General features: G+C 70.4%; 23 protein-coding genes and 1 pseudogene. 14 read left to right on the top strand and 10 right to left on the bottom strand.

The window, feature by feature from the left end; all coding sequences use genetic code 11:
* Positions 1-38 precede the first annotated feature (38 nt).
* The gene (locus AB0O65_RS05415; RefSeq protein ID WP_071642505.1) at positions 39-851 is read left to right on the top strand and encodes a ParA family protein; all 813 of its coding nucleotides are present in this window, start codon (positions 39-41) and stop codon (positions 849-851) included.
* 82 nt (positions 852-933) lie between these two features.
* On the opposite strand, the gene AB0O65_RS05410 is transcribed toward AB0O65_RS05415, so the two are convergent.
* The 3 genes from AB0O65_RS05410 to AB0O65_RS05400 form a co-directional block, all read right to left on the bottom strand.
* Positions 934-1,479, bottom strand: coding sequence for a MerR family transcriptional regulator (locus tag AB0O65_RS05410; protein WP_071642503.1), 546 nt, complete (start codon positions 1,477-1,479; stop codon positions 934-936).
* A gap of 100 nt (positions 1,480-1,579) precedes the next feature.
* Positions 1,580-2,269 (bottom strand): MerR family transcriptional regulator, encoded by a 690-nt coding sequence (locus AB0O65_RS05405; protein ID WP_071642501.1) that lies wholly within the window; start codon positions 2,267-2,269, stop codon positions 1,580-1,582.
* Positions 2,269-2,751 (bottom strand): FHA domain-containing protein, encoded by a 483-nt coding sequence (locus AB0O65_RS05400; protein WP_071642499.1) that lies wholly within the window; start codon positions 2,749-2,751, stop codon positions 2,269-2,271. Before AB0O65_RS05400 ends, AB0O65_RS05405 begins: the two co-directional genes overlap by 1 nt.
* A gap of 132 nt (positions 2,752-2,883) precedes the next feature.
* Here AB0O65_RS05400 and lpdA point away from each other — a divergent pair, with 132 nt between their 5' ends.
* Complete coding sequence (lpdA, locus tag AB0O65_RS05395; protein WP_071642497.1) at positions 2,884-4,281, top strand: dihydrolipoyl dehydrogenase; 1,398 nt, start codon at positions 2,884-2,886, stop codon at positions 4,279-4,281.
* 69 nt (positions 4,282-4,350) lie between these two features.
* Here the strand turns inward: lpdA and AB0O65_RS05390 are convergent, their stop codons facing one another.
* The 5 genes from AB0O65_RS05390 to AB0O65_RS05370 all read right to left on the bottom strand — a co-directional run bounded on the left by AB0O65_RS05390 (position 4,351) and on the right by AB0O65_RS05370 (position 7,667).
* Positions 4,351-5,088, bottom strand: coding sequence for a methyltransferase domain-containing protein (locus tag AB0O65_RS05390; protein WP_363383560.1), 738 nt, complete (start codon positions 5,086-5,088; stop codon positions 4,351-4,353).
* Positions 5,078-6,241: a type III polyketide synthase gene (locus AB0O65_RS05385; protein WP_071642495.1), complete on the bottom strand. Its 1,164-nt coding sequence runs from the start codon at positions 6,239-6,241 to the stop codon at positions 5,078-5,080. The genes AB0O65_RS05390 and AB0O65_RS05385 overlap by 11 nt, the downstream gene beginning before the upstream one ends.
* Positions 6,242-6,304: 63 nt before the next feature.
* Positions 6,305-6,922, bottom strand: a complete 618-nt coding sequence (locus tag AB0O65_RS05380) for a CYTH domain-containing protein (protein WP_071642493.1) — start codon at positions 6,920-6,922, stop codon at positions 6,305-6,307.
* A 15-nt stretch (positions 6,923-6,937) separates the two neighbouring features.
* A complete protein-coding gene (locus AB0O65_RS05375; RefSeq protein WP_071642491.1) occupies positions 6,938-7,153 on the bottom strand; it encodes a response regulator in 216 nt (71 codons plus the stop codon).
* A 43-nt stretch (positions 7,154-7,196) separates the two neighbouring features.
* Positions 7,197-7,667, bottom strand: coding sequence for an A24 family peptidase (locus AB0O65_RS05370; RefSeq protein ID WP_071642489.1), 471 nt, complete (start codon positions 7,665-7,667; stop codon positions 7,197-7,199).
* A gap of 164 nt (positions 7,668-7,831) precedes the next feature.
* Between AB0O65_RS05370 and AB0O65_RS05365 the strand changes: the two genes are divergently transcribed.
* From AB0O65_RS05365 to AB0O65_RS05355, 3 genes are read left to right on the top strand one after another with little or no spacing between them, the layout of a single operon-like run.
* Positions 7,832-8,560, top strand: a complete 729-nt coding sequence (locus AB0O65_RS05365; RefSeq protein ID WP_071642487.1) for a hypothetical protein — start codon at positions 7,832-7,834, stop codon at positions 8,558-8,560.
* Entirely contained in the window at positions 8,557-10,128 is a 1,572-nt protein-coding gene (locus AB0O65_RS05360) for a DNA polymerase Y family protein (protein ID WP_363383556.1), read from the top strand. The genes AB0O65_RS05365 and AB0O65_RS05360 overlap by 4 nt, the downstream gene beginning before the upstream one ends.
* The gene (locus AB0O65_RS05355; protein ID WP_313478152.1) at positions 10,128-13,622 is read left to right on the top strand and encodes an error-prone DNA polymerase; all 3,495 of its coding nucleotides are present in this window, start codon (positions 10,128-10,130) and stop codon (positions 13,620-13,622) included. Before AB0O65_RS05360 ends, AB0O65_RS05355 begins: the two co-directional genes overlap by 1 nt.
* An 18-nt stretch (positions 13,623-13,640) precedes the next feature.
* On the opposite strand, the gene AB0O65_RS05350 is transcribed toward AB0O65_RS05355, so the two are convergent.
* On the bottom strand, positions 13,641-14,006 hold the full coding sequence (locus AB0O65_RS05350; RefSeq protein ID WP_191713250.1) for a hypothetical protein: 366 nt from the start codon (positions 14,004-14,006) through the stop codon (positions 13,641-13,643).
* A gap of 77 nt (positions 14,007-14,083) precedes the next feature.
* On the opposite strand from AB0O65_RS05350, the gene AB0O65_RS05345 reads away from it, so the two are divergent.
* The 7 genes and pseudogenes from AB0O65_RS05345 to AB0O65_RS05315 all read left to right on the top strand — a co-directional run bounded on the left by AB0O65_RS05345 (position 14,084) and on the right by AB0O65_RS05315 (position 18,963).
* A complete protein-coding gene (locus tag AB0O65_RS05345) occupies positions 14,084-16,327 on the top strand; it encodes an MMPL family transporter (RefSeq protein WP_363383554.1) in 2,244 nt (747 codons plus the stop codon).
* Entirely contained in the window at positions 16,324-16,755 is a 432-nt protein-coding gene (locus AB0O65_RS05340; protein WP_071642476.1) for a pyrimidine dimer DNA glycosylase/endonuclease V, read from the top strand. Before AB0O65_RS05345 ends, AB0O65_RS05340 begins: the two co-directional genes overlap by 4 nt.
* A gap of 55 nt (positions 16,756-16,810) precedes the next feature.
* On the top strand, positions 16,811-17,236 hold the full coding sequence (locus AB0O65_RS05335) for a pyridoxamine 5'-phosphate oxidase family protein (protein WP_071642474.1): 426 nt from the start codon (positions 16,811-16,813) through the stop codon (positions 17,234-17,236).
* A 110-nt stretch (positions 17,237-17,346) separates the two neighbouring features.
* Entirely contained in the window at positions 17,347-17,607 is a 261-nt protein-coding gene (locus tag AB0O65_RS05330) for a Rho termination factor N-terminal domain-containing protein (RefSeq protein ID WP_071642472.1), read from the top strand.
* A 42-nt stretch (positions 17,608-17,649) separates the two neighbouring features.
* A pseudogene (locus AB0O65_RS05325) lies at positions 17,650-17,925 on the top strand (NAD(P)-binding domain-containing protein); the annotation flags it as partial.
* Positions 17,926-18,525: 600 nt separating this feature from the next.
* Positions 18,526-18,750: a hypothetical protein gene (locus tag AB0O65_RS05320; RefSeq protein ID WP_071642470.1), complete on the top strand. Its 225-nt coding sequence runs from the start codon at positions 18,526-18,528 to the stop codon at positions 18,748-18,750.
* 6 nt (positions 18,751-18,756) lie between these two features.
* Entirely contained in the window at positions 18,757-18,963 is a 207-nt protein-coding gene (locus tag AB0O65_RS05315; protein ID WP_071642468.1) for a hypothetical protein, read from the top strand.
* Positions 18,964-19,342: 379 nt separating this feature from the next.
* On the opposite strand, the gene AB0O65_RS05310 is transcribed toward AB0O65_RS05315, so the two are convergent.
* Positions 19,343-19,849: a metallophosphoesterase gene (locus AB0O65_RS05310; protein WP_313478141.1), complete on the bottom strand. Its 507-nt coding sequence runs from the start codon at positions 19,847-19,849 to the stop codon at positions 19,343-19,345.
* Between the two features lie 239 nt (positions 19,850-20,088).
* Here AB0O65_RS05310 and AB0O65_RS05305 point away from each other — a divergent pair, with 239 nt between their 5' ends.
* Together AB0O65_RS05305 and AB0O65_RS05300 are read left to right on the top strand one after the other, a co-directional pair.
* The gene (locus AB0O65_RS05305; RefSeq protein WP_071642464.1) at positions 20,089-21,078 is read left to right on the top strand and encodes a TerC family protein; all 990 of its coding nucleotides are present in this window, start codon (positions 20,089-20,091) and stop codon (positions 21,076-21,078) included.
* A 62-nt stretch (positions 21,079-21,140) separates the two neighbouring features.
* A complete protein-coding gene (locus AB0O65_RS05300; RefSeq protein WP_177243811.1) occupies positions 21,141-22,385 on the top strand; it encodes a DUF2254 domain-containing protein in 1,245 nt (414 codons plus the stop codon).
* The last annotated feature ends 347 nt before the right edge of the window (positions 22,386-22,732 follow it).

Here is a 22,732-nt window from a genome sequence, read left to right as displayed (position 1 = left end):
GAGCGCCGCCCGAAGGAGCGCACGGTAACGTGTAGGACGTGCACGTACTCAGCGTCAGCTCCCTCAAGGGAGGCGTCGGCAAGACGACCGTGACTCTCGGTCTCGCCTCCGCCGCCTTCGCCCGTGGCATCCGGACCCTCGTCGTCGACCTCGACCCGCAGTCCGATGTGTCCACCGGCATGGACCTCCAGATCGCCGGACGGCTGAACATCGCCGACGTCCTCGGCAACCCCAAGGAGAAGGTGGTGCGCCAGGCGATCACCACCAGCGGGTGGGCGAAGGTGCACCCCGGCACGATCGACGTGCTCATCGGCAGCCCCTCCGCCATCAACTTCGACGGCCCGCACCCGAGCGTGCGGGACGTCTGGAAGCTGGAAGAGGCGCTCGCGACCGTCGAGAGCGAGTACGACCTCGTGCTCATCGACTGCGCCCCGTCGCTGAACGCACTCACGCGCACCGCATGGGCCGCCAGCGACCGCGTGATGGTCGTGACCGAGCCGGGTCTCTTCTCGGTCGCCGCGGCCGACCGCGCCCTGCGCGCCATCGAGGAGATCCGTCGCGGCCTCTCCCCCCGCCTGCAGCCGCTCGGGATCGTCGTGAACCGCGTGCGTCCGCAGTCGATCGAGCACCAGTTCCGCATCAAGGAGCTGCGCGACATGTTCGGTCCGCTCGTGCTCTCGCCCCAGCTGCCCGAGCGCACGTCGCTGCAGCAGGCGCAGGGTGCCGCGAAGCCGCTGCACATCTGGCCAGGAGACTCCGCGCAGGAGCTCGCGGCCGACTTCGACGCGCTGCTCGACCGCGTCATCCGCACCGGCCGCGTGCCTGTGCCCGAGGGCGGCGCGACGGCCTGAGCACCGCACCTGCGCACAAGAGAGAAGCCGCCCCTCGGGGCGGCTTTCTTCGTCTGTGCCCGGGATCTTCCGGGGCTGGTGCTCAGGCGGTGCGCTTGGAACGGCGGGCCGCGAGCTCGTCGACGGGGTCGGGAGCCGTCGGGTCGAATTCGACGAGCGTCGACTCGACCTCGCGCAGCACCTTGCCGACCGCGATGCCGAACACGCCCTGCCCGCGGCTGACGAGGTCGATGACCTCATCGTTCGACGTGCACAGGTAGACCGAGGCGCCGTCGCTCATCAGCGTGGTTCCGGCGAGATCCCGGATGCCCGCTGCGCGGAGCTGCTCGACCGCGGTGCGGATCTGCTGCAGGGAGATCCCGGTGTCGAGAAGTCGCTTGACGAGCTTGAGGACGAGGATGTCGCGGAAGCCGTACAGCCGCTGCGAACCGGAGCCGGAGGCGCCGCGCACGGTCGGGACGACCAGCTCGGTGCGCGCCCAGTAGTCGAGCTGGCGGTACGTGATGCCCGCAGCTCGAGCGGCGACCGCACCGCGGTAGCCGACCTCGTCGTCCATCGCCGGCAGACCGTCGGTGAACAGAAGCTCGGTCACGAACCGCGGGTCGCCTGCACGCCCATCCGCACTCATATTCTGTCCCTCCTGAACGGCTTATTCCCCACGGTAGAGCAGGACCCCTGCCCCGGCAATGACATCCGACCCGCAGGGGAGGTGTGTCGCAACCCGTTCGTTACGTAAGCACGCGCTCGAGCGATTGCGCGACGAGCTGACGTCGCACCTCGTCGATGTGCGAGGCGAGTTCGGGGGCGAGCTCTGCCGCTCTGCCGCGCGATGCGGCATCGGTGCGGCGCAGCAGCGTCGACAGCGCCGACTCGATCAGCGCCGCCTCGCGCTCGGCGTTCTGACGCATGCTGCGCAGGTGACGCGGTTCGATGCCGTGCCGCGCGAGCGCCACCAGCCCGGACAGCATCGTGGCCGCCTGGTCGGTGTAGTGCTCGGCTCCCACGATCAGTCCCGCGCTGATGGCGTCGTTGAGCAGCTGCGGCGTCGCGCCGGTGTGCAGCAACAGCTCGTCGCGTCGACGGCGTCGGGCCGCCGGGGAGATCGACGGAGGGGCGATGCTGCCCCACCCTTCGCCCTTCGCCTCGGCTTCGTCGAGCTGCTCGCGGATCACGCTGAGCGGCAGGTAGTGGTCGCGCTGCAGGGTGAGCCCGGCTCGCAGACGCTCGACGTCGGAGGCCGAGAACTTCCGGTAGCCGGACTCCGTGCGCGACGGGGTGACGATGCCCTGCACCTCGAGGAAGCGGAGCTTGCTGGAGGTGAGCTGCGGGAACTCGGGGGTGAGGCGGGCGAGAACCTGACCGATGCTCAGGAGACCCGGCGATGCGGAGCGGTCCCTGGCGGCGCCGGCCGCCGCCATCAGTCGGTCGCCGTCGCGAGATCGATCGGCGACGCGAAGAAGTTCATCCGGAACTTGCCGATGCGCAGTTCGTAGCCGTTGGCCAGCTCGCTGCGATCGACCCGCTCCCCGTTGACATAGGTGCCGTTCAGCGAGCGCTGATCGACGATCTCGAACGCCGTTCCCGAGCGGGTGATCTCGGCGTGACGGCGCGAGACGGTGACGTCGTCGAAGAAGATGTCCGCCTCGGGGTGTCGCCCGACGGTGGTCACATCGGAGTCGAGCAGGTAGCGCGCACCCGCCAGCGCACCGGCGCGCACGAGCAGCAGCGCGGACCCGGAAGGCAGTGCGGAGATCGCTGCCGCCTCGGGCTCGGTGAGGTCGGCGCCGAAGGGCACGAAGGAGAGATCGGAGTCATGTCCGAACGTCTGTGTCACGTCGTGGCGCTTCTCGCCGCTGCTGCGGTGGATCGCGCCTCCGGCGCCGATGCTGTCGTCTGTCACGGTTCTCCCTCCTCCGGCATTCCAGACTATCTGATGAGCGGGTGCGGGAGGAGGCCCGATACAGGCTCGCCCGCCGCTTTCTGTCGGATCCCGCGCCCGCGCCCACCGTCGCCCAGGGATTAGGCTGTGGGCATGCCACACTACGATGTCGTCATCCTCGGCGCGGGCCCGGGCGGATACGTCGCCGCCGTCCGCAGCTCCCAGCTCGGCCTGTCCACCGCGATCATCGAGGAGAAGTACTGGGGCGGTGTGTGTCTGAACGTCGGATGCATCCCCTCCAAGTCGCTCCTCAAGAACGCCGAGGTCGCCCACACATTCACGCACAAGGCCGAGTTCTTCGGCATCTCCGGTGACGTGAGCTTCGACTTCGGAGCGGCGTTCGACCGCAGCCGCAAGGTGGCGGAGACGCACGTCAAGGGCATCCACTTCCTGATGAAGAAGAACAAGGTGACCGAGTACGAGGGTCGCGGCACCTTCACCGGCCCGAAGGCGATCACCGTCGCGAAGAGCGACGGATCGTCCGAGGAGATCACCTTCGACAACGCGATCATCGCCACCGGTTCGACGGTGCGTCTGCTGCCGGGCGTCGAGCTCAGCGACAACGTCGTCACCTACGAGGAGCAGATCCTCTCGCGTGAGCTTCCCGAGTCGATCGTCATCGTCGGCGCCGGCGCCATCGGCATGGAGTTCGGCTACGTCATGACGAACTACGGCGTCAAGGTCACCATCATCGAGTTCCTCGACCGCGCCCTCCCCAACGAGGACCCCGAGGTCTCGAAGGAGATCCAGAAGCAGTACAAGAAGCTCGGCGTCGACATCCTCACCTCCACCGCGGTGAAGACCGTCACCGACAACGGCTCGTCCGTGCGCGTCACGTACGAGACCCGTGACGGCCAGCCGGGCGAGATCACCGCGGGCAAGGTGCTCATGTCGGTCGGCTTCGCACCGAACATCGAGGGCTTCGGCCTCGACAAGACCGGCGTGAAGCTCACCGAGCGCGGGGCGATCGACATCGACGACCACATGCGCACCAACGTCGAGGGCATCTACGCGATCGGCGATGTCACGGCGAAGCTGCAGCTGGCCCACGTGGCCGAGGCCCAGGGCGTCGTCGCGGCGGAGACCATCGGCAAGGCCGAGACCCAGACGCTGGGCGACTACCGGATGATGCCGCGCGCCACGTTCTGCCAGCCGCAGGTCGCGAGCTTCGGGCTCACCGAGGAGCAGGCCAAGGCCGAGGGCCGCGAGATCAAGGTCGCGAAGTTCCCGTTCAGCGCGAACGGCAAGGCCAATGGGCTGGGCGAGCCGGTCGGCTTCGTCAAGCTGATCGCCGACGCCGAGCACCTGGAGCTCATCGGCGGTCACCTGATCGGACCGGACGTGTCGGAGCTGCTGCCCGAGCTGACCCTGGCGCAGAAGTGGGACCTCACCGCCCTCGAGGCCGCACGCAACGTGCACACCCACCCGACGCTGTCGGAGGCGCTGCAGGAGGCCTTCCACGGTCTCACCGGTCACATGATCAACATGTGACATCCCGTCTCGAGAAGGGGGCCCGGTCCGCATGGACCGAGCCCCCTTCCGCGTTCGGCGGCGGCGCTGTCAGATCACGTGGCCCTCGTGCACCAGCAGCAGACGCGACGGGAAGCCGCGCTGAACCCGCCACTGCGACGGCGGCGCCTCGGCAGCCAGCTCGGCTGCGGTGTACGAGCGGCGGATGCTGATCAGCCCGTCCTCGCGGATGAACGAGTTCTTCAGCAGGGTGCCGGCGATCGGCCGGGTGAGCGCATCGAAGAGCGCGTACGCGGTGCGGCTTCGGGCGATGTCGCTGTGCACCGCGATCCCCCCGGGTGCGGTCAGACGCGCGGAGTCGTCGAGCAGGCCGGCCAGCTGGGCGGAGGTGAGATGGTGCAGCACGTGGTTGGAGAGCACGACGTCGAACTGCTCCCCCTCCGAGACGAGCTGGGCGCTCGACGCGCGGCGCCACCGCACGAGGCCGTCGTCATCGGCATCCGACGCCCAGCGCACCGCCCTCGGGTCGATGTCCGCGCCGACCACCTCGGCGCGGATGCCGTCTCTGCGCAGTCGCCGGGCCACGTATCTGGCGATGTCTCCCCCGCCGCAGCCGATGTCGAGCACCCGGATCCGGCCGTGCCTGGCGCGCGGGTCGATCTCTCGGCGGTGCACGCCGCTGCGCCCAGACAGGATCGCGTTGACCTGTTCGAAGCGGGCGTAGGTGCGCGCGAGCATCTCGGGGTCGGCGTCGTCGGCATCCATCCGCTCGGGCAGATCGACGGCGCGCCGACGCAGATCCACCCCGCGGCGGCGCTCAGCGCTCATCGTCGCGACCGGCGACGGTGAGCAGCGCGCTCTCTGCCGTGAGGCCGGGTCCGAACGCCATCGCGGCGACGCGCTCTCCCGACCGCGGTCCCTCGTGCTCGAGGATGCGCTGCAGCACGAACAGCACGGTGGCGCTGGACATGTTGCCGTGGGTGCGCAGGACCTCGCGGGCCGGCCGCAGCTGCGCGTCATCGAGCGCGAGACGCTCCTGCACCCGATCGAGGATGCTGCGCCCGCCGGGGTGGATCGCCCAGTGCTGGACGATCTCGCCGATGGACTGCCCGTCCAGCCGGTCGGCGATGTCGTCGTCCCCCTGCCACAGAGCGCCCAGCGCATCGTGGATGTGCATGCCGATCAGCTGCGGCACGCGCGTGGAGAGCACCATCTCGAAACCGGTGTCGCCCACCGTCCACGCCATATCGCCCTCCCCGTCCGGGATGAGTGCGGTGTGGAACGCGTCGATGACGAGACCGGGGACGGCGGTGGGCAGGCGACGAGCGGTGACGAGAGCCGCGGCAGCGCCGTCGGCGAACAGCGAGGACGCGATGATCGCGTCCGGGTCGTCCGACGAGCGCAGGTGCAGGGTGCACAGCTCCACGCTCGCGACCAGGACGACCGCGTCGGGGTCGGCCCGGCAGAACTGGGCGGCGGCGCGCAGCGCAGGCAGCGCGGCGTAGCAGCCCATGAAGCCGAGATGGTAGCGCTGCACGGCGGCGGGGAGTCCCAGCCCCCGCACGACGGCGTAGTCGGGCCCCGGGGCGTGGAAGCCGGTGCAGGACACGGTGACGACGTGCGTGATGTCGGATGCCGAGATGTCGGGGTCGGCGTCGAGGCTGCGCCGGGCGACCTCGACGAAGAGCCGGTCGGCCTCTCTGGCGTAGATGTCGTTGCGGGCGGCGGTGCCGGGCTCGAGCAGTGCTCCGGTGGTGCGATCGAGGAACTGCGGCGCGTCGATCTCCGCCGTCGGGTCGAGCTCGTCGAGCACCGTGTGTCGCGTCTCGACCCCGGCGCCGTCGAACGACGTGGCGATGAGCCGTCGAGCGAGCCGGGAGAGGCCGGGCTGCGCGGCGAACATGTCGCGGACCGTGTGCTGCTCGATTGTCGCGTCGGGTACGAGCGTCTGGATGGATCGCAGCTGCACGGCGGGGTTCATGGTGCGACCCAATCATGTCCGGCGCAGCGGATGAAAGGGGTTGCGCCGTCGACGGTGTTCGGGTCAGAGACCGAGGGCCCTGGCGAGCTTCGACCCCGACGAGGGCTCACGACCCCCGGCCGCGAACACGGCCGTCTCGACGGCGGTGAAGAAGGCCGCACGCTGAGCGGCGTCGGCCGGCGCGGCGGGTCCGAGCTCCATCTCCCACTCGCGCCATTCGCGGCGCGTGCCGGTGCGCAGGTCCGTCGCCCGCACGTGGTCGTCCACGAACTCGGCGATCACGCCGTCCGCACCCTGCAGGTAGAAGGCCGTGCGGGAGTTCTCGATGCGCGCGAGCGGGTGCAGCTCGGCATCCGTCCACTGCGCGACGGTCTCGGCGACCGCCTCGGGCATCCGGTCGGTCTCGCCGAGCGGCCAGCCCAGTTCGAGGCGTCCGTCACCCTGCCGCGGTCCTTTGATGTGCCAGCCGGCGTCGGGGCCGCCGGTGCGCCGGCGCAGGGCGACACCGTGGCGTGCGAGCGCGGCATCCGCCGTGTCGAAGTAGCGCGCGTCGAGCTCTCTCGGATCGCCGTCGCTCACCGCGACGACGCCGGGGATCCTCGACCAGTCGGGGAGGCGCGTGTCGGCATCCGCGTCGTACTTGCGCTCGACCTCGAAGGAGCGCTGCGGTTCTGCACTCACGTGCGTCGCGCGCGGTCAGTCGTCGCCGGGGCTGATGTCGTCGCCCGACTCGACGAACGAGAAGACGGCCTCGGTGGGCCCGTCGTGCTCGCCGGTATGGGACGGCTCTCCCTCGCGCCGGTAGGTGAGCTGGGTCTCGCTGTAGGGCAGGATCAGCGAATCCTGATCCGCGTCGTCGAGCGGGATGATCTGCCCGTCGAGCGGGCCGCCGTGAAGTCGTGCGATTGCCATGTGCTCACCCTATCCCCACCCGCCGACCGCACGTCCGACGCGCTCAGGCGAGCCCGATCGCCAGGACGGCCCCGATGATCATCCACGGCCCGAACGCGATGCGCGTGTGCCTGGTGGCCCGCCGGAGCGCCATCAGCACCAGGGCGTGCAGAGCACCGAGCAGGAAGGCCGCGGCGGCGCCGAGCAGGAGGTGCGACCAGCCGTGCCAGGCCAGCACCAGCCCGATCGCCGCGGCGAGCTTCACGTCGCCCCCGCCCATCCCTCGTCGCGACGAGAGCCGCAGCACGGCGAAGAACGCCCCGAGCGCGAGACCGCCCAGCAGGGAACGGGTCAGCCGCTCCCCGCTGCCCGTCGCCAGGGCCTCGATGATCAGGATCACGATCAGGGCGCCCAGCGCGGGCAGCACGATGCGGTTCGGCAGCCGGTGCGTGCGCGCATCGATCGCGATGAGCCACACGCCGACCACGGCGAGCGCGAGGTGCGCGATCAGCACGGCGACGGAGTGGGGTGTCACGCTCGCAGGCTAGGCGAAAAGCGCTGCGCGCCGTCGGGGCCTGTGGAGAACCTCGCTCACCGGGCACGACGCGGTCGAACAGGACGAGACCGGCGATGTCGGATGTCCGAATTAGCATCGCAGGACGACTTGAAGTGTTCGAAGATCTATTCGAGGATGGATGCATGGGGATCAGAACGACCGCGGCACTCTCCCCCGCCGACGAACGGGCAGGGGACATTCTGCGCCTGCGCCGCGAGATCGGCCGCATGCAGCGCCGTCGCAGCGACGACGCGCATCTGCCGATGCCGGCCGCGCTGCAGGATCTGCTGCCCCAGGGCGGGCTGCAGACGGGCGCCGTGTACTCGGTGTCGCCTTCGCCGAGCCTGGTCTTCGCGCTGATGAGTGCGCTCTCGCAGCGCGGCGGCTGGTGCGCCGCCGTCGGCATGCCCACCCTCGGCCTCGAGGCGGCGACCGCCTTCGGCATCGATCTGTCGAGGTTGATCCTCGTGCCCGAGCCCGGCGAGCGCTGGCTCGCCGTCGTCTCGGCGCTGGCCGAGGTGGTGCCGCTGATCGCGATGAATCCCGGTTCCCGCGTGCGGGATGCCGATGCCGCACGCCTCGCGGCCCGATTGCGCGACCGCGGCTGCACGCTGCTCACCACCTCGCCCTGGCCGCAGGGCGAGGGGCTGATCACCCTGCACGACCCGCACTGGGAGGGGCTCGGCGAGGGGTGGGGGCTGCTGTCGGATCGCACGGTGACGGTGACCGCGCAGACCCGCTCCACGCCGGTGCCGAAGAGCCTGCGGGTGCGGCTGCCCGACGATCTCGGGCGCATCGACACCGCAGCCGAGCCCGCGCTCGATCCGCGTGAGGCGCTGCCCAGCCACCCGAGCTGGGCGGTGGCGTCATGAGTGCGTCCGAGCCCACCCCGAGCGAGGCGATGCGCGTGCACGTGCTGTGGTTCCCCGACTGGCCGCTGCGGGCCGCGCTGGGCACCGCTCCCCCGCATCCGCCCACCGCTCTCGTGCGCGCCGGCGTCGTCTCGGCGTGCACCGACTCCGCCCGGGCGCACGGCGTGCGGGTCGGGCAGCGCAAGCGGCAGGCGCAGAGCAGCCTGCCGTCGCTGCGGATCCTGCCGCACGACGAGACGGCGGACGAGCGCGCCTTCCTGCCCGTGCTGCGGCTGATCGAGGCGCACGCACCCGGCGTGCATCTGCTGCGCCCAGGGCTCGCCGCGCTGCGCTCGCGGGGCATCTCCCGCTACCACGACGGCGAGGTGGGCGCGGCAGCAGCTCTCGTGCGGATGCTCGCGGATGCCGGATTCGGCGACGTGCGCATCGGCGTGGGCGACGGCATGTTCACCGCCGAGCTCGCCGCGCGTGCGGCTCGGCCCGGTGGCGACGGGGCCGAGCCATGGGCGGTGATCCCGCCGGGGTCGTCCCGCGAGTTCCTCGCCCCGCTCCCCCTGCACGTGCTCGGCGAGCCCGACCTCGCCGACCTGCTGCGGCGGCTGGGGGTGTCGACCCTCGGCGAGTTCGCCGCACTCGACGCCCTGTCGGTGCGCTCGCGGTTCGGCGAGCACGGGGCGCGGCTGCACGACCTGGCATCCGGAGCCGACTCCCGGCCGCTCACGCCCCGCCCGCCCGACCCGCAGCTGGCGCGCGAGGTGCAGTTCGAGACCCCGCTCGGGCAGTCCGACCAGATCGCGTTCGCCGTGCGGCAGACGGCGGATGCCGTGCTGCTCGCGCTGGCCGACGTCTCGGCCGTGTGCACCGAGGTGCGCATCGACCTCACCGACGACGACGGGGCGGTCTTCTCACGCAGCTGGCTGCATCCGACCTGCTTCGACGCCGGCGACCTGGTCGACCGGGTGCGCTGGCAGCTCGAGACGATCGTCGACGACGCGCCAGACGATGCCGCGCACGCCTTCCGCGGCATCGTCGGGGTGCGGCTCGCTCCGGTCGCCGTCGACGACGCCGCCCATCATCAGCCCGGTCTGTTCGGCTCGGGCACCGACGAGCGGCTGCACCATGCCGTCTCGCGTGTGCAGACGCTGCTCGGGCACCGCGGGGTGAGCACGGCGGCGATGGCGGGCGGGCGGATGCTGGCCGACCGTCAGGTGCTCACGCCGTGGGGCGAGCGGCCTCTCGTGCAGCGCGATCCCTCGCAGCCGTGGCCGGGCAGCCTGCCGGATCCGCTGCCGACCGAGGTGTACACGCCCATGCGCCCGGTGCGGGTGAGCGGTGCGATGGGCGCCGAGATCCGCATCGACGAGCGCGGTGCCCTGTCGACACCGCCCGCGCTGATCGAAGACAGCGAGGTGGTCGGCTGGGCGGGCCCGTGGCCGGTGCACGAGCACCGGTGGGATGCCGAGCGCGCCCGCTCGGGGCATCGCTTCCAGCTGCTCGATGCTGGGCACCGCGCCTGGCTGGTGTTCCATTCCTCAGGCGGCTGGTGGGCCGAGGGGCGGTACCGCTGATGGGCTTCAGCAACCCGCCGCAGACCTGGAAGGACCTCGAGCGCACCCTCAACATCGACGGCCCTGCTCCGGTGCAGGGCGAGCCGGTGCGTCCTCGTGCCGATCCGGGTCCGGTGAGCCGACGTCGCCGCACGTCGGCTCTTCTCGGAGTGCAGCGGCCGACCGATGCCGTGCCCTACGCCGAGCTGCACGCGCACTCGTGGTACTCGTTCCTCGACGGCGCCTCCTCACCCGAAGACCTGCTGGCCGAGGCCGAGCGGCTGGGCCTCAGTGCCCTCGCGATCACCGATCACGACGGCTTCTACGGGGCATCGCGCTTCGCCGAGGTGGCCGAGGCGATGGATGCCGGGGTGCAGACCGTGTACGGCGCCGAGCTCTCGCTCGGCATCGCCGACGACCCGCCTGGTGCCCGATCCCGCGTCCGGGCCGGCACCCCCGACCCGGAGGGCGATCATCTGCTCGTGCTGGCCCGCGGCGCCGAGGGCTATCACCGCCTCTCCGGAGCCATCTCCGCCGCCCAGCTGCGCGGTGGCGAGAAGGGCCGTCCGGTGTACGACCTCGACGAGCTGGCCGCGCGGGCGGACGGGCACTGGACGGTGCTGAGCGGATGCCGCAAGGGAGCAGTGCGCCGCGGCCTGGAGGCCGGAGACGCCCGGGCCCCGCTGCAGCGGCTCGTCGACCTGTTCGGGCACGACCGGGTGGCGGTGGAGCTGTTCGATCACGGCGATCCGCTCGACACCCGCCGCAACGACGCCCTCGCCGATCTCGCCGCGCGCATGCGACTGCCGGTGGTGGCGACGAGCAACGCGCACTACGCCTCACCCCAGACCGCCCGTCTGGCCGAGGCGGTGGCCGCCGTGCGGGCGGTGCGCAGCATGGACGACCTCGATGGCTGGCTGCCCGCGCACGGCGGGGCGCATCTGCGCAGCGGCGCCGAGATGGCGGCGCGGTTCCGCCGCTACCCCGGCGCGATCGAGCACGGACTGCGGCTGGCATCCGAGTGCGCCTTCCCGCTGCGATCCGCCCGCCCCGCGCTGCCGAAGCAGGAGGTGCCCGACGGGCACACGCCGATGACGTGGCTGCGCCACCTCGTGTGGCACGCGGTTCCCGACCGGTATCCGCGTCTCGACGCGGCAGGACGCGCCAGGATCGAGCGCGAGCTCGATGTCATCGACGAGAAGGACTTCCCCGGCTACTTCCTCATCGTGCACGGCATCGTGCAGGAGGCCAGGCGCCGGGGCATCCTGTGCCAGGGGCGGGGGTCGGCCGCGGCGAGCGCGGTCTGCTATCTGCTGGGCATCACCGCGGTCGATCCGATCCTGTACGGGCTGCCGTTCGAGCGCTTCCTCGCGACCACCCGCACCGAGGAGCCCGACATCGACGTGGATTTCGACTCCGACCGCCGTGAGGAGATCATCCAGTGGGTGTACGAGACCTACGGCCGCGAGCGCGCCGCCCAGGTCGCGAACGTGATCCAGTATCGACCGAAGAACGCCGTGCGCGACATGGCGCGGGCGCTGGGATACTCCCCCGGTCAGCAGGATGCCTGGTCGAAGCAGGTCGACGGGTGGAGCTCGGGACTGCAGCCGGTGGAGGGCCACGACATCCCCGACGACGTGCTGGGCTACGCCGACGACCTGCTGCGAGCGCCGCGGCATCTCGGCATCCACTCCGGCGGGATGGTGCTCACCGACCGCCCGGTCGGCGAGGTGGTGCCGGTCGAGCACGCCCGCATGGAGAAGCGCACGGTGATCCAGTGGGACAAGGACGACGCGGCGTCGATGGGTCTGGTGAAGTTCGACCTGCTGGGGCTCGGGATGCTCGCAGCCCTCCAGCACTGCTTCGACCTCATCCGGGCATCCACCGGTGAGCACTGGACGCTCGAGACGATCCCCAAGGAGGAGCCGGGGGTGTACGACATGCTCTGCCGGGCCGATTCGATCGGGGTGTTCCAGGTCGAGTCGCGCGCGCAGATGGGGCTGCTGCCCCGGCTGCAGCCGCGCTGCTTCTACGACCTCGCCATCCAGATCGCCCTCATCCGCCCCGGTCCCATCCAGGGCGGGGCGGTGCATCCGTTCGTGCGCCGCAAGCTCGAGAAGGACAGGGTGGATGCCGAGAACCGCGAGCGGCTGCGTCGGGGCGAGCAGCCGGTGCCGTTCGACATCCCCTATCCGCACCGCGACCTGGAGCCGATCCTGAAGCGCACGCTGGGGGTGCCGATCTTCCAGGAGCAGCTGATCCAGATGGCCACCGCGATCGGCGACTGCACCGCCGACGAGGCGGACCTGCTGCGCCGGGCGATGGGATCGAAGCGCGGGCTGGAGAAGATCGAGAAGGTCAGAGCGAAGCTGTACGCGGGGATGAGCAGGAGAGGGCTGAGCGCAGAGGTCTCGGATCGCATCTACGCGCAGATCCAGGCGTTCTCGAACTTCGGCTTCGCCGAATCGCATTCGCTGTCGTTCGCACTGCTGGTCTACGCCAGCTCGTGGATCAAGCTGCACTACCCGGCGGCGTTCCTGGCAGGGCTCCTTCGGGCGCAGCCCATGGGGTTCTACTCTGCGGCCTCCCTCACCGCGGATGCCCGCCACCACGGCGTGCAGGTGCGCCGACCCGACCTGCATGCCTCCGGGGTGATGGACGGGCTCGAGCCGATCGACGCGGACGCGGGTTCAGACGGCGACGCGGGGCCGACCGGCAGGGAGTCCTGTGCGGCGTTCGACCAGCCGGCCCCTCTGCGGTTCGACATCTCCGCCCCGGATGAGTCGGCCGAGCACCGCCGCGACGGCCGGTTCGCCGTGCGGCTCGGGCTCTCCGGGGTGCGCGGGATCGGGGTGAAGCTGGCCGAGCGGATCGTGGCGTCGCGCGCCGAGCACGGCCCGTTCCGCGACCTGCACGATCTGGTGCGACGCACCGACGCGACGACGGCGCAGATCGAGGCGCTGGCGACGGCCGGGGCCGTCGAGTGCCTGGGGCTCAGCAGACGCGAGGCCATCTGGCTGGCAGGCGCCGCAGCCGAAGACCGGGCGCGCTTCCTGCCCGGCACTGCTCTGTCGGTGCAGCCGCCGTTGTTCTCCGATCAGTCCGGCTACGAGCGGCTGGCAGCCGACCTGTGGGCGACGGGCGTCTCGATCGACGATCACCCGATGTCGCACCTGCGGGCCGCGCTCGACGAACGAGGTGTGCTGACCTCCGCCCGGCTGCGCACCCACGAGACGGGACGGCGCATCGAGGTCGCCGGAGTGGTCACGCATCGCCAGCGCCCGGCGACGGCCAGCGGCGTCACCTTCCTGAACCTGGAGGACGAGCACGGTCTGGTGAACATCATCTGCACGACGGGCGTCTGGGCCCGCTACCGTCGGGTGGCCCGCGACTCCCCCGCGCTCATCGTCCGAGGGCTCCTGGAGCGCTCCCCGGAAGGCGTCACCAACGTGCTCGCCGATGCATTCGAAGATCTGCGCACCGGTCTCGCGCACCGCTCGCGCGACTTCCGCTGAGCGTGCGCTCCATGCCCATCACCAGAACCGCTCGGGCGCCTCGGTGGGCTGTCTGTCGGCACCGCCCCAGCGATCGGACTCCGCCTTGGCCGCGGCAGCTGCGGCATCCGCCTCGCTGAGCGCCTCCTCGGCCGCCGAGGCCGCATCCGAGAACCCGACGACGAGTACCGTGCGCGGCTCACGCGCCGTCTCGGTCACGCGGCAGTCGCGTACGACCGCTCGCCAGATGTCGAGCTGTTCGCGCGTCGTGTCTCGCACCTCGTACTGGATGCCCCGGTCGAGGTCGCGCACGGCGATGACCGTCCCGTCGGCGGCCTGAGCGATCTCGACGTGATTGCCTCTCGGCACCGGAGCGGATGCCGCGATGACGAGTGTTCTCTGCATGCCCTCATGCTAGGCCTGTCAAGTCCTCGGTCGACCTTTCTCCTGCCCGGTACCGTTGTTCTGACGAGAGGACCCCGATGAACACGCGAGCGCAGCTCCGCCAGCAGCAGCAGCAGAAGAAGAAGCCGAAGACGCTGTTGCGCGTACTGATCTCGTCCGCGCTCATCCTCCTCTGGCTCACCGGCGCGGGGCTCGGCGGACCGCTGTTCGGCAAGATCGACGAGGTCTCCTCGAACGACCGCACGGCCTACCTGCCCGACTCGGCCGACGCGACCGAGGTGCAGTCCGCGCTCGACGATTTCCTCGGCTCCGATTCGATCCCGGCGGTGGTGGTCTTCGACTCCGACGACGAGATCGACGACGCACTGCGGGACGACCTGGCATCCGCGCTCGAGGATGCGACGACCGCCGAGGGTGTGAAAGACGGCTCCTCCCCCGTGATCGTCTCCGACGATGGCCTCGCCGCACAGGCGTTCGTGCCGATCGACGCCGACGCCGACATCGGCGAGATCTCGACCGCGCTGTCGACCGACCTGCGCGAGAGCGTGCCCGACGGCGTCGACGTGTACATCACCGGGCCCGCCGGCTTCACCGCCGATCTCGTCGCCGGATTCGCCGGCATCGACGGCATCCTCCTGCTCGTCGCCCTCGCAGCCGTGCTCGTCATCCTCGTGATCGTGTACCGCTCGCTGCTGCTGCCCGTGGTCGTGCTCAGCACCAGCCTGTTCGCGCTGTGCGTGGCGCTGCTGGTCGTGTGGTGGGCGGCGAAGCTCGGCATCCTGCTGCTGAGCGGTCAGACCCAGGGCATCCTGTTCATCCTCGTCATCGGCGCCGCGACGGATTATTCGCTGCTGATGGTCGCGCGCTTCCGGGAAGAGCTGCAGATCACCGAGAACCGGTGGACGGCTGTGGCTTCGGCCTGGCGCGGTTCGTTCGAGCCGATCCTCGCCTCGGGCGGCACCGTGATCGCTGGCCTGCTGTGCCTGCTGCTGAGCGACCTGAAGTCGAACAGCACGCTGGGCCCGGTTGCGGCGATCGGCATCGTCTTCGCGATGCTCGCCGCGCTCACGCTGCTTCCCGCCCTGCTCGGTCTGTTCGGCCGGGCGGCGTTCTGGCCCAGGCGTCCGAAGTACGAGCCCCGGCGGGTCGCCGATGCGAGCGCGCTGGAGGGACGCGGCCTGTGGCCGCGACTCGCGCGCAGCATCCGGCGGCGCCCTCGCCTGATCTGGATCTCCACGGCCATCGTGCTTGCGGTCGCCGCCGTCGGCGTCGTGCAGCTGGATGCCAAGGGTGTGCCGCAGTCGGATCTCGTGCTCGGCGCCTCGGAGGCGCGCGACGGCCAGAAGGTGCTCGGCGAGCACTTCCCCGGAGGGTCGGGCAGCCCCGCGTACGTGCTCGTCGACGAGAGCCGACTGCAGGATGCCGCCGATGTGCTGCTCGCCGATGACGGCGTCGACGGCGTCAGTGTGACCGCCGAGGACTCCCCCTCGGGCAGCGCGCCGGTCACCGAAGACGGCATCACCGCGTTCGGCCCTCCCGGCACCCCGGCACCCGAGCCCACGGTCGTCGACGGGCGTGTGCTGCTGCAGGGCACGCTCACCGACGCCGCCGACTCGGCGGATGCCGAGGCGACGGTCGACCGGCTGCGCGGCGAGCTCGATGCGACGGGCGCCAAGGTCGGCGGCGTGACGGCCACCGCGGTAGACACGAACACGGCGTCGATCCACGACCGAAACCTGATCATCCCGGTGATCCTCGTCGTGATCCTCGTGATCCTCATGCTGCTGCTGCGGGCGGTGCTCGCCCCCGTGCTGCTGATCCTGACCACCGTGCTGTCGTTCGGCTCGGCGATGGGCGTGGCCGCACTGCTGTTCAACGGCGTCTTCCAGTTCCCGGGCGCCGACCCGGCGGTGCCGCTGTTCGGCTTCGTGTTCCTGGTCGCGCTCGGCATCGACTACAACATCTTCCTGATGACCCGCGTGCGCGAGGAGTCGAAGCGCCACGGCACGCGCGAGGGCATCCTCCGCGGTCTTGCGGTGACCGGCGGCGTCATCACCTCCGCCGGACTCGTGCTGGCCGCGACGTTCGCGGCGCTGTCGGTGATCCCCATCCTGTTCCTCGTGCAGCTGGCGTTCATCGTCGCCTTCGGTGTGCTGCTCGACACGTTCGTCGTCCGCTCGCTGCTCGTGCCGGCGCTCAGCTACGACATCGGCCGGGCGATCTGGTGGCCGTCGAAGCTCAGCCGGAGCGATGCCGAGCCGGCGGCGGCGCCCGTGGCCGCGCCGGCCGCCTCGAGCTCGGAGGACCCGGGCCGCGGGTGAGGATCTGGTCGCTGCACCCCGCGCACCTCGATCGGGCAGCTCTCGTCGCCTGCTGGCGCGAGACGCTGCTCGCGCAGGCGGTGCTCGCGGGGCGCACGAAGGGGTACACCAGGCATCCGCAGCTCGAGCGGTTCCGCGCGCAGGCCGACCCGCTCGCATCGATCGGGGCGTACCTGTCATCCGTCGCGGATGAGGCGGATGCGCGCGGCTACCGCTTCGATCGCACGCGAATCCTGCGTCCCGGCTCGGCCGTGCTCGTCATCCCGGTGACCGAAGGACAGCTGGCGCTGGAGTGGCAGCATCTGGGTGCGAAGCTCGAGCAGCGCAGCCCGTCCGACGCGACCCGCTGGCGTGCGGCGACGCCCACCCCGCATCCCCTCTTCACCGTCGTGGCCGGCGGTGTGGAGCCGTGGGAGCGGGCCGTCTGACGCCGCGGTCGAAGAACCCCTCGCCGTGGGGCGGCGACGAGCGTACCGTCGAGATATGACCATCGACGCATCGGATCGCGCGGCCGTCGCGCACTTCGTCCGTGTGTGCGGATCGGGCGTGGTGGCCACGGTCGGACGTGACGGTGCGCCCCAGGTCGCCCACATCGCGCTCACCGCCACAGACGAGGGCGTGCTCGTCTTCGATGCGGCGAGCGATTCACGGGAGGCGCGCAGCATCCGCGAGCGCCCGCACGTCGCCGTGGCGGTCACCGGAGCGGACACGTCGGTGCAGCTCGAAGGCCGCGCCCGCATCACCCGCGATGAGGAGCGGTGGCGGCTGGGTGAGGCGTGCAGCGAGCGCTTCCCCGGCTCACGGGCGCTGGATGCCGGGTTCGAGATCATCGCCGTCGACGTGCACGGGGTGCGAATCCACGACGCGAGCGAGCATCCGCCGCGCGTCATCGACGCAGCCTGGACCTGAGGCGACGAGCCCGGCCGGGTTCGTGTCAAGGCCGTTCGATCGGTCCAGCGCCGTGGGTATGGTCTCCTCGAGTCGCAGTGAGCGACGTCCGACGACCCGAGGAGGCGGCCATGCCGGGCCAACCAGAGCTCAAGGACGAAGAGCTGTACGAGAAGCTGCGCGACGACGGCGCATCGAAGGAGAAGGCGGCGCGCATCTCGAACGCCGCCGCCCGCGACGGCCGCTCGGCGGTCGGGCGCCGCGGGGGAAGGTCGGGTGACTACGACGACTGGACGGTGGCCGAGCTGCGCAAGCGCGCGAAGGAGCTCGGCCTCGAGGGGTACTCCCGCAAGCGCAAGGCCGAGCTCATCGCCATGCTGCGCGAGCACTGAGCGCTCGGCGCCGGCGCCGTCGGGCGGCCGTACGATGACGGGGTGACTGTCACATCCCCCATCCGGACGCTCGGCATCATCGGCGCCGGTCGGCTGGGACGGGTGCTGGCGGCACTCGCGGTCGCTGCCGGCTACCGGGTGGTCGTCGCGCGATCAGGCGATCCCGCGCCCATCGCCCGCGCGATCGCGGCGATCGGGGCGGAGGCGGTGACCGTCTCCGACCTCGTGGCCGTGTCGGATGCCGTCGTACTGGCGCTTCCGCTCGGCCGCTACCGAACGCTGCCGGCTGAGAAAATGCGCGGCACGCTGGTCATCGACGCGATGAACTACTGGTGGGGCGCCGACGGAGATCGGCCCGACCTCGACGACCCGCGCACCTCGACGAGCGAGCTCGTTCAGCGGCACCTGGCCGGTGCGCGCGTCGTGAAGGGGCTGGGGCACATGGGGTACCACGACGTGGAGGATGAGGCGCGCCCCGCCGGGGCGCCCGGGCGCAAGGCCATCGCGATCGCCGGGGACGCGGCCGCCGACCTGGATGCCGTGTCTCGACTGATCGATGATCTGGGCTTCGATCCCGTGATCGCCGGGCCGCTGGCATCCGGCATCATGCTCGAGCCCGGAGCCGACGCGTTCGGCGCGGACGTCGGCGCCGAGGAGCTGCGCGAGATTCTCGCCGGATTCGAGACGTCCAGGCGCGGCCTCGTCGTCGCACGCGCGAGGCGCCCCGCGTCGTCCTGATGGGTCAGCGCGGCGACCGTGCCGGGCCGGGTCAGCGCGTCGACCGTGTCGGGCCGGGTGGTCGCCCGCCGGGCATCCGTCAACGCGCGCTCCCGGCGTGGCCACCGCAGGGAGGCGCCGACCGGCGACGGGGACCCGTGCCGGTGCGCGCTCTGCTCGAGAAGGTGCACCCACCACAGGATGATCGCGAACGCGATCGCCTCGAAGACCGTCAGCGAGATGACCTCGGCCTTCAACGCCGCGAGCGCGACGATCATCGTGACCGCGCTGATCATCGTTGCGCGGCGCAGCGCCCCCTCGAGCTGCCACAGCAGAACACGGTGCGAGAGCAGCAGGACGGCGAACGACAGCACGGCGCCGTTGGTGGCGCGCTCGTGGGCGATCGGATCCACCGACAGCGGGTAGGCGCCGATGGCGAGCAGGCTGATGCCGAGGCCGGCGATCGCCGGGGGCATCACGCGCATCGCGATGCGCGAGCGCAGGGCGAACGGCATCACGCCGGTCAGGCGGATCCTCAGCATCCACGATGAACCGGCGATGATCGCGCCGCTGGCGACGAGTCCGCCGTTGAAGGCGAAGCTGGAGAAGTCGCCCATCATGCCGAGTCGACTGAAGTAGAGGTGCCACCAGTCCGGATCGGTGGTGGTCGTCATCGAGACGAGGATGCAGCCGCACAGCAGCAGAGCAGCGCACAGCACCCAGGTGAGCCGAGGTACCCGGTCGACGATGTCCGCGTCGTCCTGTTCGCGCACCGGTGCGCCGCCCAGCACGATCACCGGTTCTGCTCGCAGTGTCTGCGCAGTCATGCATCCGCCCCATCCCCGCGCGTATGGGTCGGACAAGGCAGTTGCCGCCGGGGGCGCGGACTCGCACGCGGCGCCGCTGAGGCTATCCGCTCCTCGAAGCCTATTGGGCGCAGCGGAAAATCGTGCATCGATTCATCCGTATATAACTGCTCGAGCGGAACGACGCGATCGCGGACCGATCGTCGGGAAGGTCAGCGGGAGCGATCCACCGGAACCAGGCTGACCTCGAGCACGCCGGCGTGGGCCCGGGCCGTCATCATCGTGCACACGGGCTGACGGCGACGATCGGTGGGCGAGCCGGGGTTGAGCAGCCGCATACCGGCGGGTGTCTCGGTGTCCCACGGGATGTGCGAATGGCCGAAGACCAGCACATCGGTGTCGGGGAAGAGCTCGTCCATGCGCTCCTCGCGCCGCCGTGCTGGGCCGGTCTCGTGGATGACCGCGAACCGGAGGCCGTCGACGGTGAACCGGGCGACCTCGGGCAGCCGTCGGCGCAGCTCCGGCCCGTCGTTGTTGCCGTACACGCCGTGGAATCTGCGGGATCGCGATGCGACGAGGTCGAGCGTCGGCGCATCGACCCAGTCCCCCGCGTGCACGACCACGTCGGCGGCCTCGATCGCCTCCAGGACGGCCGTGGGAAGACGCCTGGCGCGAGCCGGGATGTGCGTGTCGGCGAGCAGCAGGAGAGAGGTCGACATAGGGCTGCCAGTATCGCATCCACCGGCTCAGCACGTCAGATGCACCGTTTCGTGCGCAGCGGAGCCACCGGGCGACGCGAAGCCATTGCGACAGCGGTTACACTTGTCACCGCAAGGGGAGTACTCCCGCGCGGTGGCTCGTCACCACGGATGCACTCGCATCCCGGACCACCGGTTCCCGATTCGGGCATGGAGAAGACCTTGGCGTCGATACGTTCGCCTCAGGTCAGGAGACCCCTTTGGAAGTCACGCCCCTCGTCTGGATCATCACGGTCGCGGTGACCGTCGCCTTCTTCGTCTACGAGTTCTTCACGCATGTGCGAAAGCCCCACGAGCCGACGATCGCGGAATCCGCGCGCTGGTCGGCGTTCTACATCGCTCTCGCACTGATCTTCGGCGTCGGAGTCGGCGTCGTCTCGGGCTGGACCTTCGGCGGTGAGTACTTCGCCGGCTACCTGACCGAGAAGGCGCTGTCGATCGACAACCTGTTCGTCTTCCTCATCGTCATGTCGAGCTTCGCCGTGCCGAAGATCTACCAGCAGAAGGTGCTGATGATCGGCATCGTCATCGCGCTCATCCTGCGGGGCGTCTTCATCGCCGTCGGTGCAGCGCTGATCGAGAACTTCACCTGGGTCTTCTACCTCTTCGGCGCGCTGCTGCTGGTGCTCGCCTGGCACCAGGCGTTCTCGCACGGCGACTCGAACGTCGTCGACGGCAAGTTCATGCGCTTCGTCCGCCGGCATCTGCCGGTGACCGATGAGTACCACGAGGACAAGCTCACCGTGCGGAAGGACGGCCGACGCTGGGTCACGCCGATGATGCTGACCATCGTCGCCATCGGCTTCGTCGACGTCATCTTCGCCGTCGACTCCATCCCCGCGATCTACGGGCTGACCGAGGAGGCGTACCTCGTCTTCACCGCCAACGTGTTCGCGCTGATGGGGCTGCGGCAGCTCTTCTTCCTGATCGGCGGACTGCTCGAGCGCCTGGTGTACCTCGCCCAGGGGCTGGCCGTGATCCTCGCCTTCATCGGAGTTAAGCTGCTCATCCACGCGCTGCACAAGAACGAGCTGCCGTTCATCAACGGCGGCGAGCCGATCACGGTGATACCCGAGATCCCGATCTGGCTGTCGCTGCTGTTCATCGCCGGGACGATCGCGGTGGCGACGGTCGCGAGCCTCCGCAAGACGCGTGACCGGGCACTGCACTCGGCGGGCGATCGACGCTGAGACGACCACGTCGCGGTGCGGCGCCCCGACCGCGCCACATTCGACGGTGTTAGATGAAGCGCATGACGAACACGTCCGGCGGGAGTCTTCTGGTACACGTGCAGCGCGCGCTGCGCACAGTCTGGGCCAGAGCGATCGCGTTCACCGTGGTCGCGATGCTGTTCGCGTTGACGGCCGGGGTCGTCGGCGCCTGGATCCCGTTCGAGTTGACGGTGGAGCTCGGCCAGAACTCCGTCGACGCGATTCTGCAGATCATCGCGACCGCGATGCTCACCGCGACGACCTTCTCGATCACCGCGATGGTGACCGCGTACTCGTCGGCGACCACGATCGCCACGCCACGGTCGACCAAGCTGCTCATCGCCGACCCGACCTCGCAGACCGCGCTGTCGACGTTCACCGGCGCGTTCGTGTTCGCTCTCGTCGGTATCATCGCGCTGTCCACGGGGTACTACACCGAACAGGGCCGCACGATCCTGTTCTTCGGCACGCTGGTGGTCATCGGCGTCATCGTGATCACCCTGCTGCGCTGGATCGGTCACCTCGCCCGATTCGGGCGGATGGCCGACGTCATCGACCGGGTCGAGGATGCGGCCACTGCGGCGCTGGTCTCGTATGTCCGTCGACCGACCCTCGGCGCCCGCGAGCTCACGCGACTGCCTGAGCCCAGCTTCCCCGTCGCCGTCGATGACGCTCGGTACGTCCTCGCCGTCGACGTTGCGCGACTCGATGCTCTGGCGCACGAGCACGACTGCGAGGTCTACGTCGGAGCGATGCCCGGTTCGATCGCCGACGTCCTGCATCCGCTGGTGCACGTGAGCACCCCGCCCACGGAGTCGATGCGCGATCGGATCCGGGCCGCGTTCACCCTGGAACGCCACCGCGACTACGACCAGGACCCTCGTCTGGGCGTCATCGCGCTCGCAGAGATCGGAAGCCGCGCGCTCTCTCCCGGCACGAACGATCCGGGCACCGCCATCGAGGTGACGGCAGCGCTGCAGCGCGTGTTCACCAGCGCGTTCCGAGTCGACGACGGTGAGATCGCTCCCCTCGAACACGACCGAGTGTGGGTGCCGCGCACGCACATGCACGACCTCCTCGTCGACGCCTTCCGGCCTCTGACCCGAGACGGCGCCGGATTCGTCGAGGTACTCATCCGCCTGCAGAAGTGCCTCGGCGCGCTCGCCGCGACCGCACCCGAGCATCGAGCGCTCCTGCGCCGTCTGAGCGCCGAGGTGGAGGCACGTGCTCGCGGCGCCCTGCCTCGGCGGGAGCGCGCCGCCGTGCGCGACGCCTGGCCATCATGACGGTCAGCCGCTGAGCGAGAGCGGCCGTCGGTGCGACCTCACCTGCTTGTGCTGCGGACATACGAAGAGGGCCCCGATCTTCGCGGATCGAGGCCCTTGTCGTACGTCTACTGTGGCGGGCTGCATCCCCACGGTGCCCTCCACGCGCCGCTCGTCATCGAGATCGGCATGGGTTGGGCGGTACGGCGGCGCGCGGAGCCTCTCGGCGCCGCGTGGCCCCGCTTTACGAGCGCGAGTAGACGCAAAGAGGAGGGTGTCTCGGGGGGGCCCGGGGGGGGCCCACCCCCCCGGTGGGGGTAGATGGGGGGGGCCGGGGTTTTAAAAAGGAACCCAAACCCCCCCCACAA

The organism is Microbacterium sp. NPDC077391 (assembly GCF_040686955.1).
GTDB classification, from domain to species: domain Bacteria; phylum Actinomycetota; class Actinomycetes; order Actinomycetales; family Microbacteriaceae; genus Microbacterium; species Microbacterium commune.
Note: the sequence above shows the minus strand (reverse complement) of the source record. Positions and strands in the feature narration are given on the sequence as shown.

Bases quoted from the DNA above. Each gene is read 5' to 3' on its own strand.
- AB0O65_RS05320 (WP_071642470.1), top strand. From the start codon at position 18,526: ATGATCGCGAACGCGATCGCCTCGAAGACCGTCAGCGAGATGACCTCG.
- AB0O65_RS05335 (WP_071642474.1), top strand. From the start codon at position 16,811: ATGACCATCGACGCATCGGATCGCGCGGCCGTCGCGCACTTCGTCCGT.
- AB0O65_RS05350 (WP_191713250.1), bottom strand. From the start codon at position 14,006: ATGCAGAGAACACTCGTCATCGCGGCATCCGCTCCGGTGCCGAGAGGC.
- AB0O65_RS05375 (WP_071642491.1), bottom strand. From the start codon at position 7,153: ATGGCAATCGCACGACTTCACGGCGGCCCGCTCGACGGGCAGATCATC.
- AB0O65_RS05345 (WP_363383554.1), top strand. From the start codon at position 14,084: ATGAACACGCGAGCGCAGCTCCGCCAGCAGCAGCAGCAGAAGAAGAAG.
- AB0O65_RS05330 (WP_071642472.1), top strand. From the start codon at position 17,347: ATGCCGGGCCAACCAGAGCTCAAGGACGAAGAGCTGTACGAGAAGCTG.
- AB0O65_RS05355 (WP_313478152.1), top strand. From the start codon at position 10,128: ATGGGCTTCAGCAACCCGCCGCAGACCTGGAAGGACCTCGAGCGCACC.
- AB0O65_RS05365 (WP_071642487.1), top strand. From the start codon at position 7,832: ATGGGGATCAGAACGACCGCGGCACTCTCCCCCGCCGACGAACGGGCA.
- AB0O65_RS05410 (WP_071642503.1), bottom strand. From the start codon at position 1,479: ATGAGTGCGGATGGGCGTGCAGGCGACCCGCGGTTCGTGACCGAGCTT.
- AB0O65_RS05360 (WP_363383556.1), top strand. From the start codon at position 8,557: ATGAGTGCGTCCGAGCCCACCCCGAGCGAGGCGATGCGCGTGCACGTG.
- AB0O65_RS05390 (WP_363383560.1), bottom strand. From the start codon at position 5,088: ATGAGCGCTGAGCGCCGCCGCGGGGTGGATCTGCGTCGGCGCGCCGTC.
- AB0O65_RS05405 (WP_071642501.1), bottom strand. From the start codon at position 2,269: ATGGCGGCGGCCGGCGCCGCCAGGGACCGCTCCGCATCGCCGGGTCTC.
- AB0O65_RS05300 (WP_177243811.1), top strand. From the start codon at position 21,141: ATGACGAACACGTCCGGCGGGAGTCTTCTGGTACACGTGCAGCGCGCG.
- AB0O65_RS05310 (WP_313478141.1), bottom strand. From the start codon at position 19,849: ATGTCGACCTCTCTCCTGCTGCTCGCCGACACGCACATCCCGGCTCGC.
- AB0O65_RS05315 (WP_071642468.1), top strand. From the start codon at position 18,757: ATGGCGAGCAGGCTGATGCCGAGGCCGGCGATCGCCGGGGGCATCACG.
- AB0O65_RS05385 (WP_071642495.1), bottom strand. From the start codon at position 6,241: ATGAACCCCGCCGTGCAGCTGCGATCCATCCAGACGCTCGTACCCGAC.
- lpdA (WP_071642497.1), top strand. From the start codon at position 2,884: ATGCCACACTACGATGTCGTCATCCTCGGCGCGGGCCCGGGCGGATAC.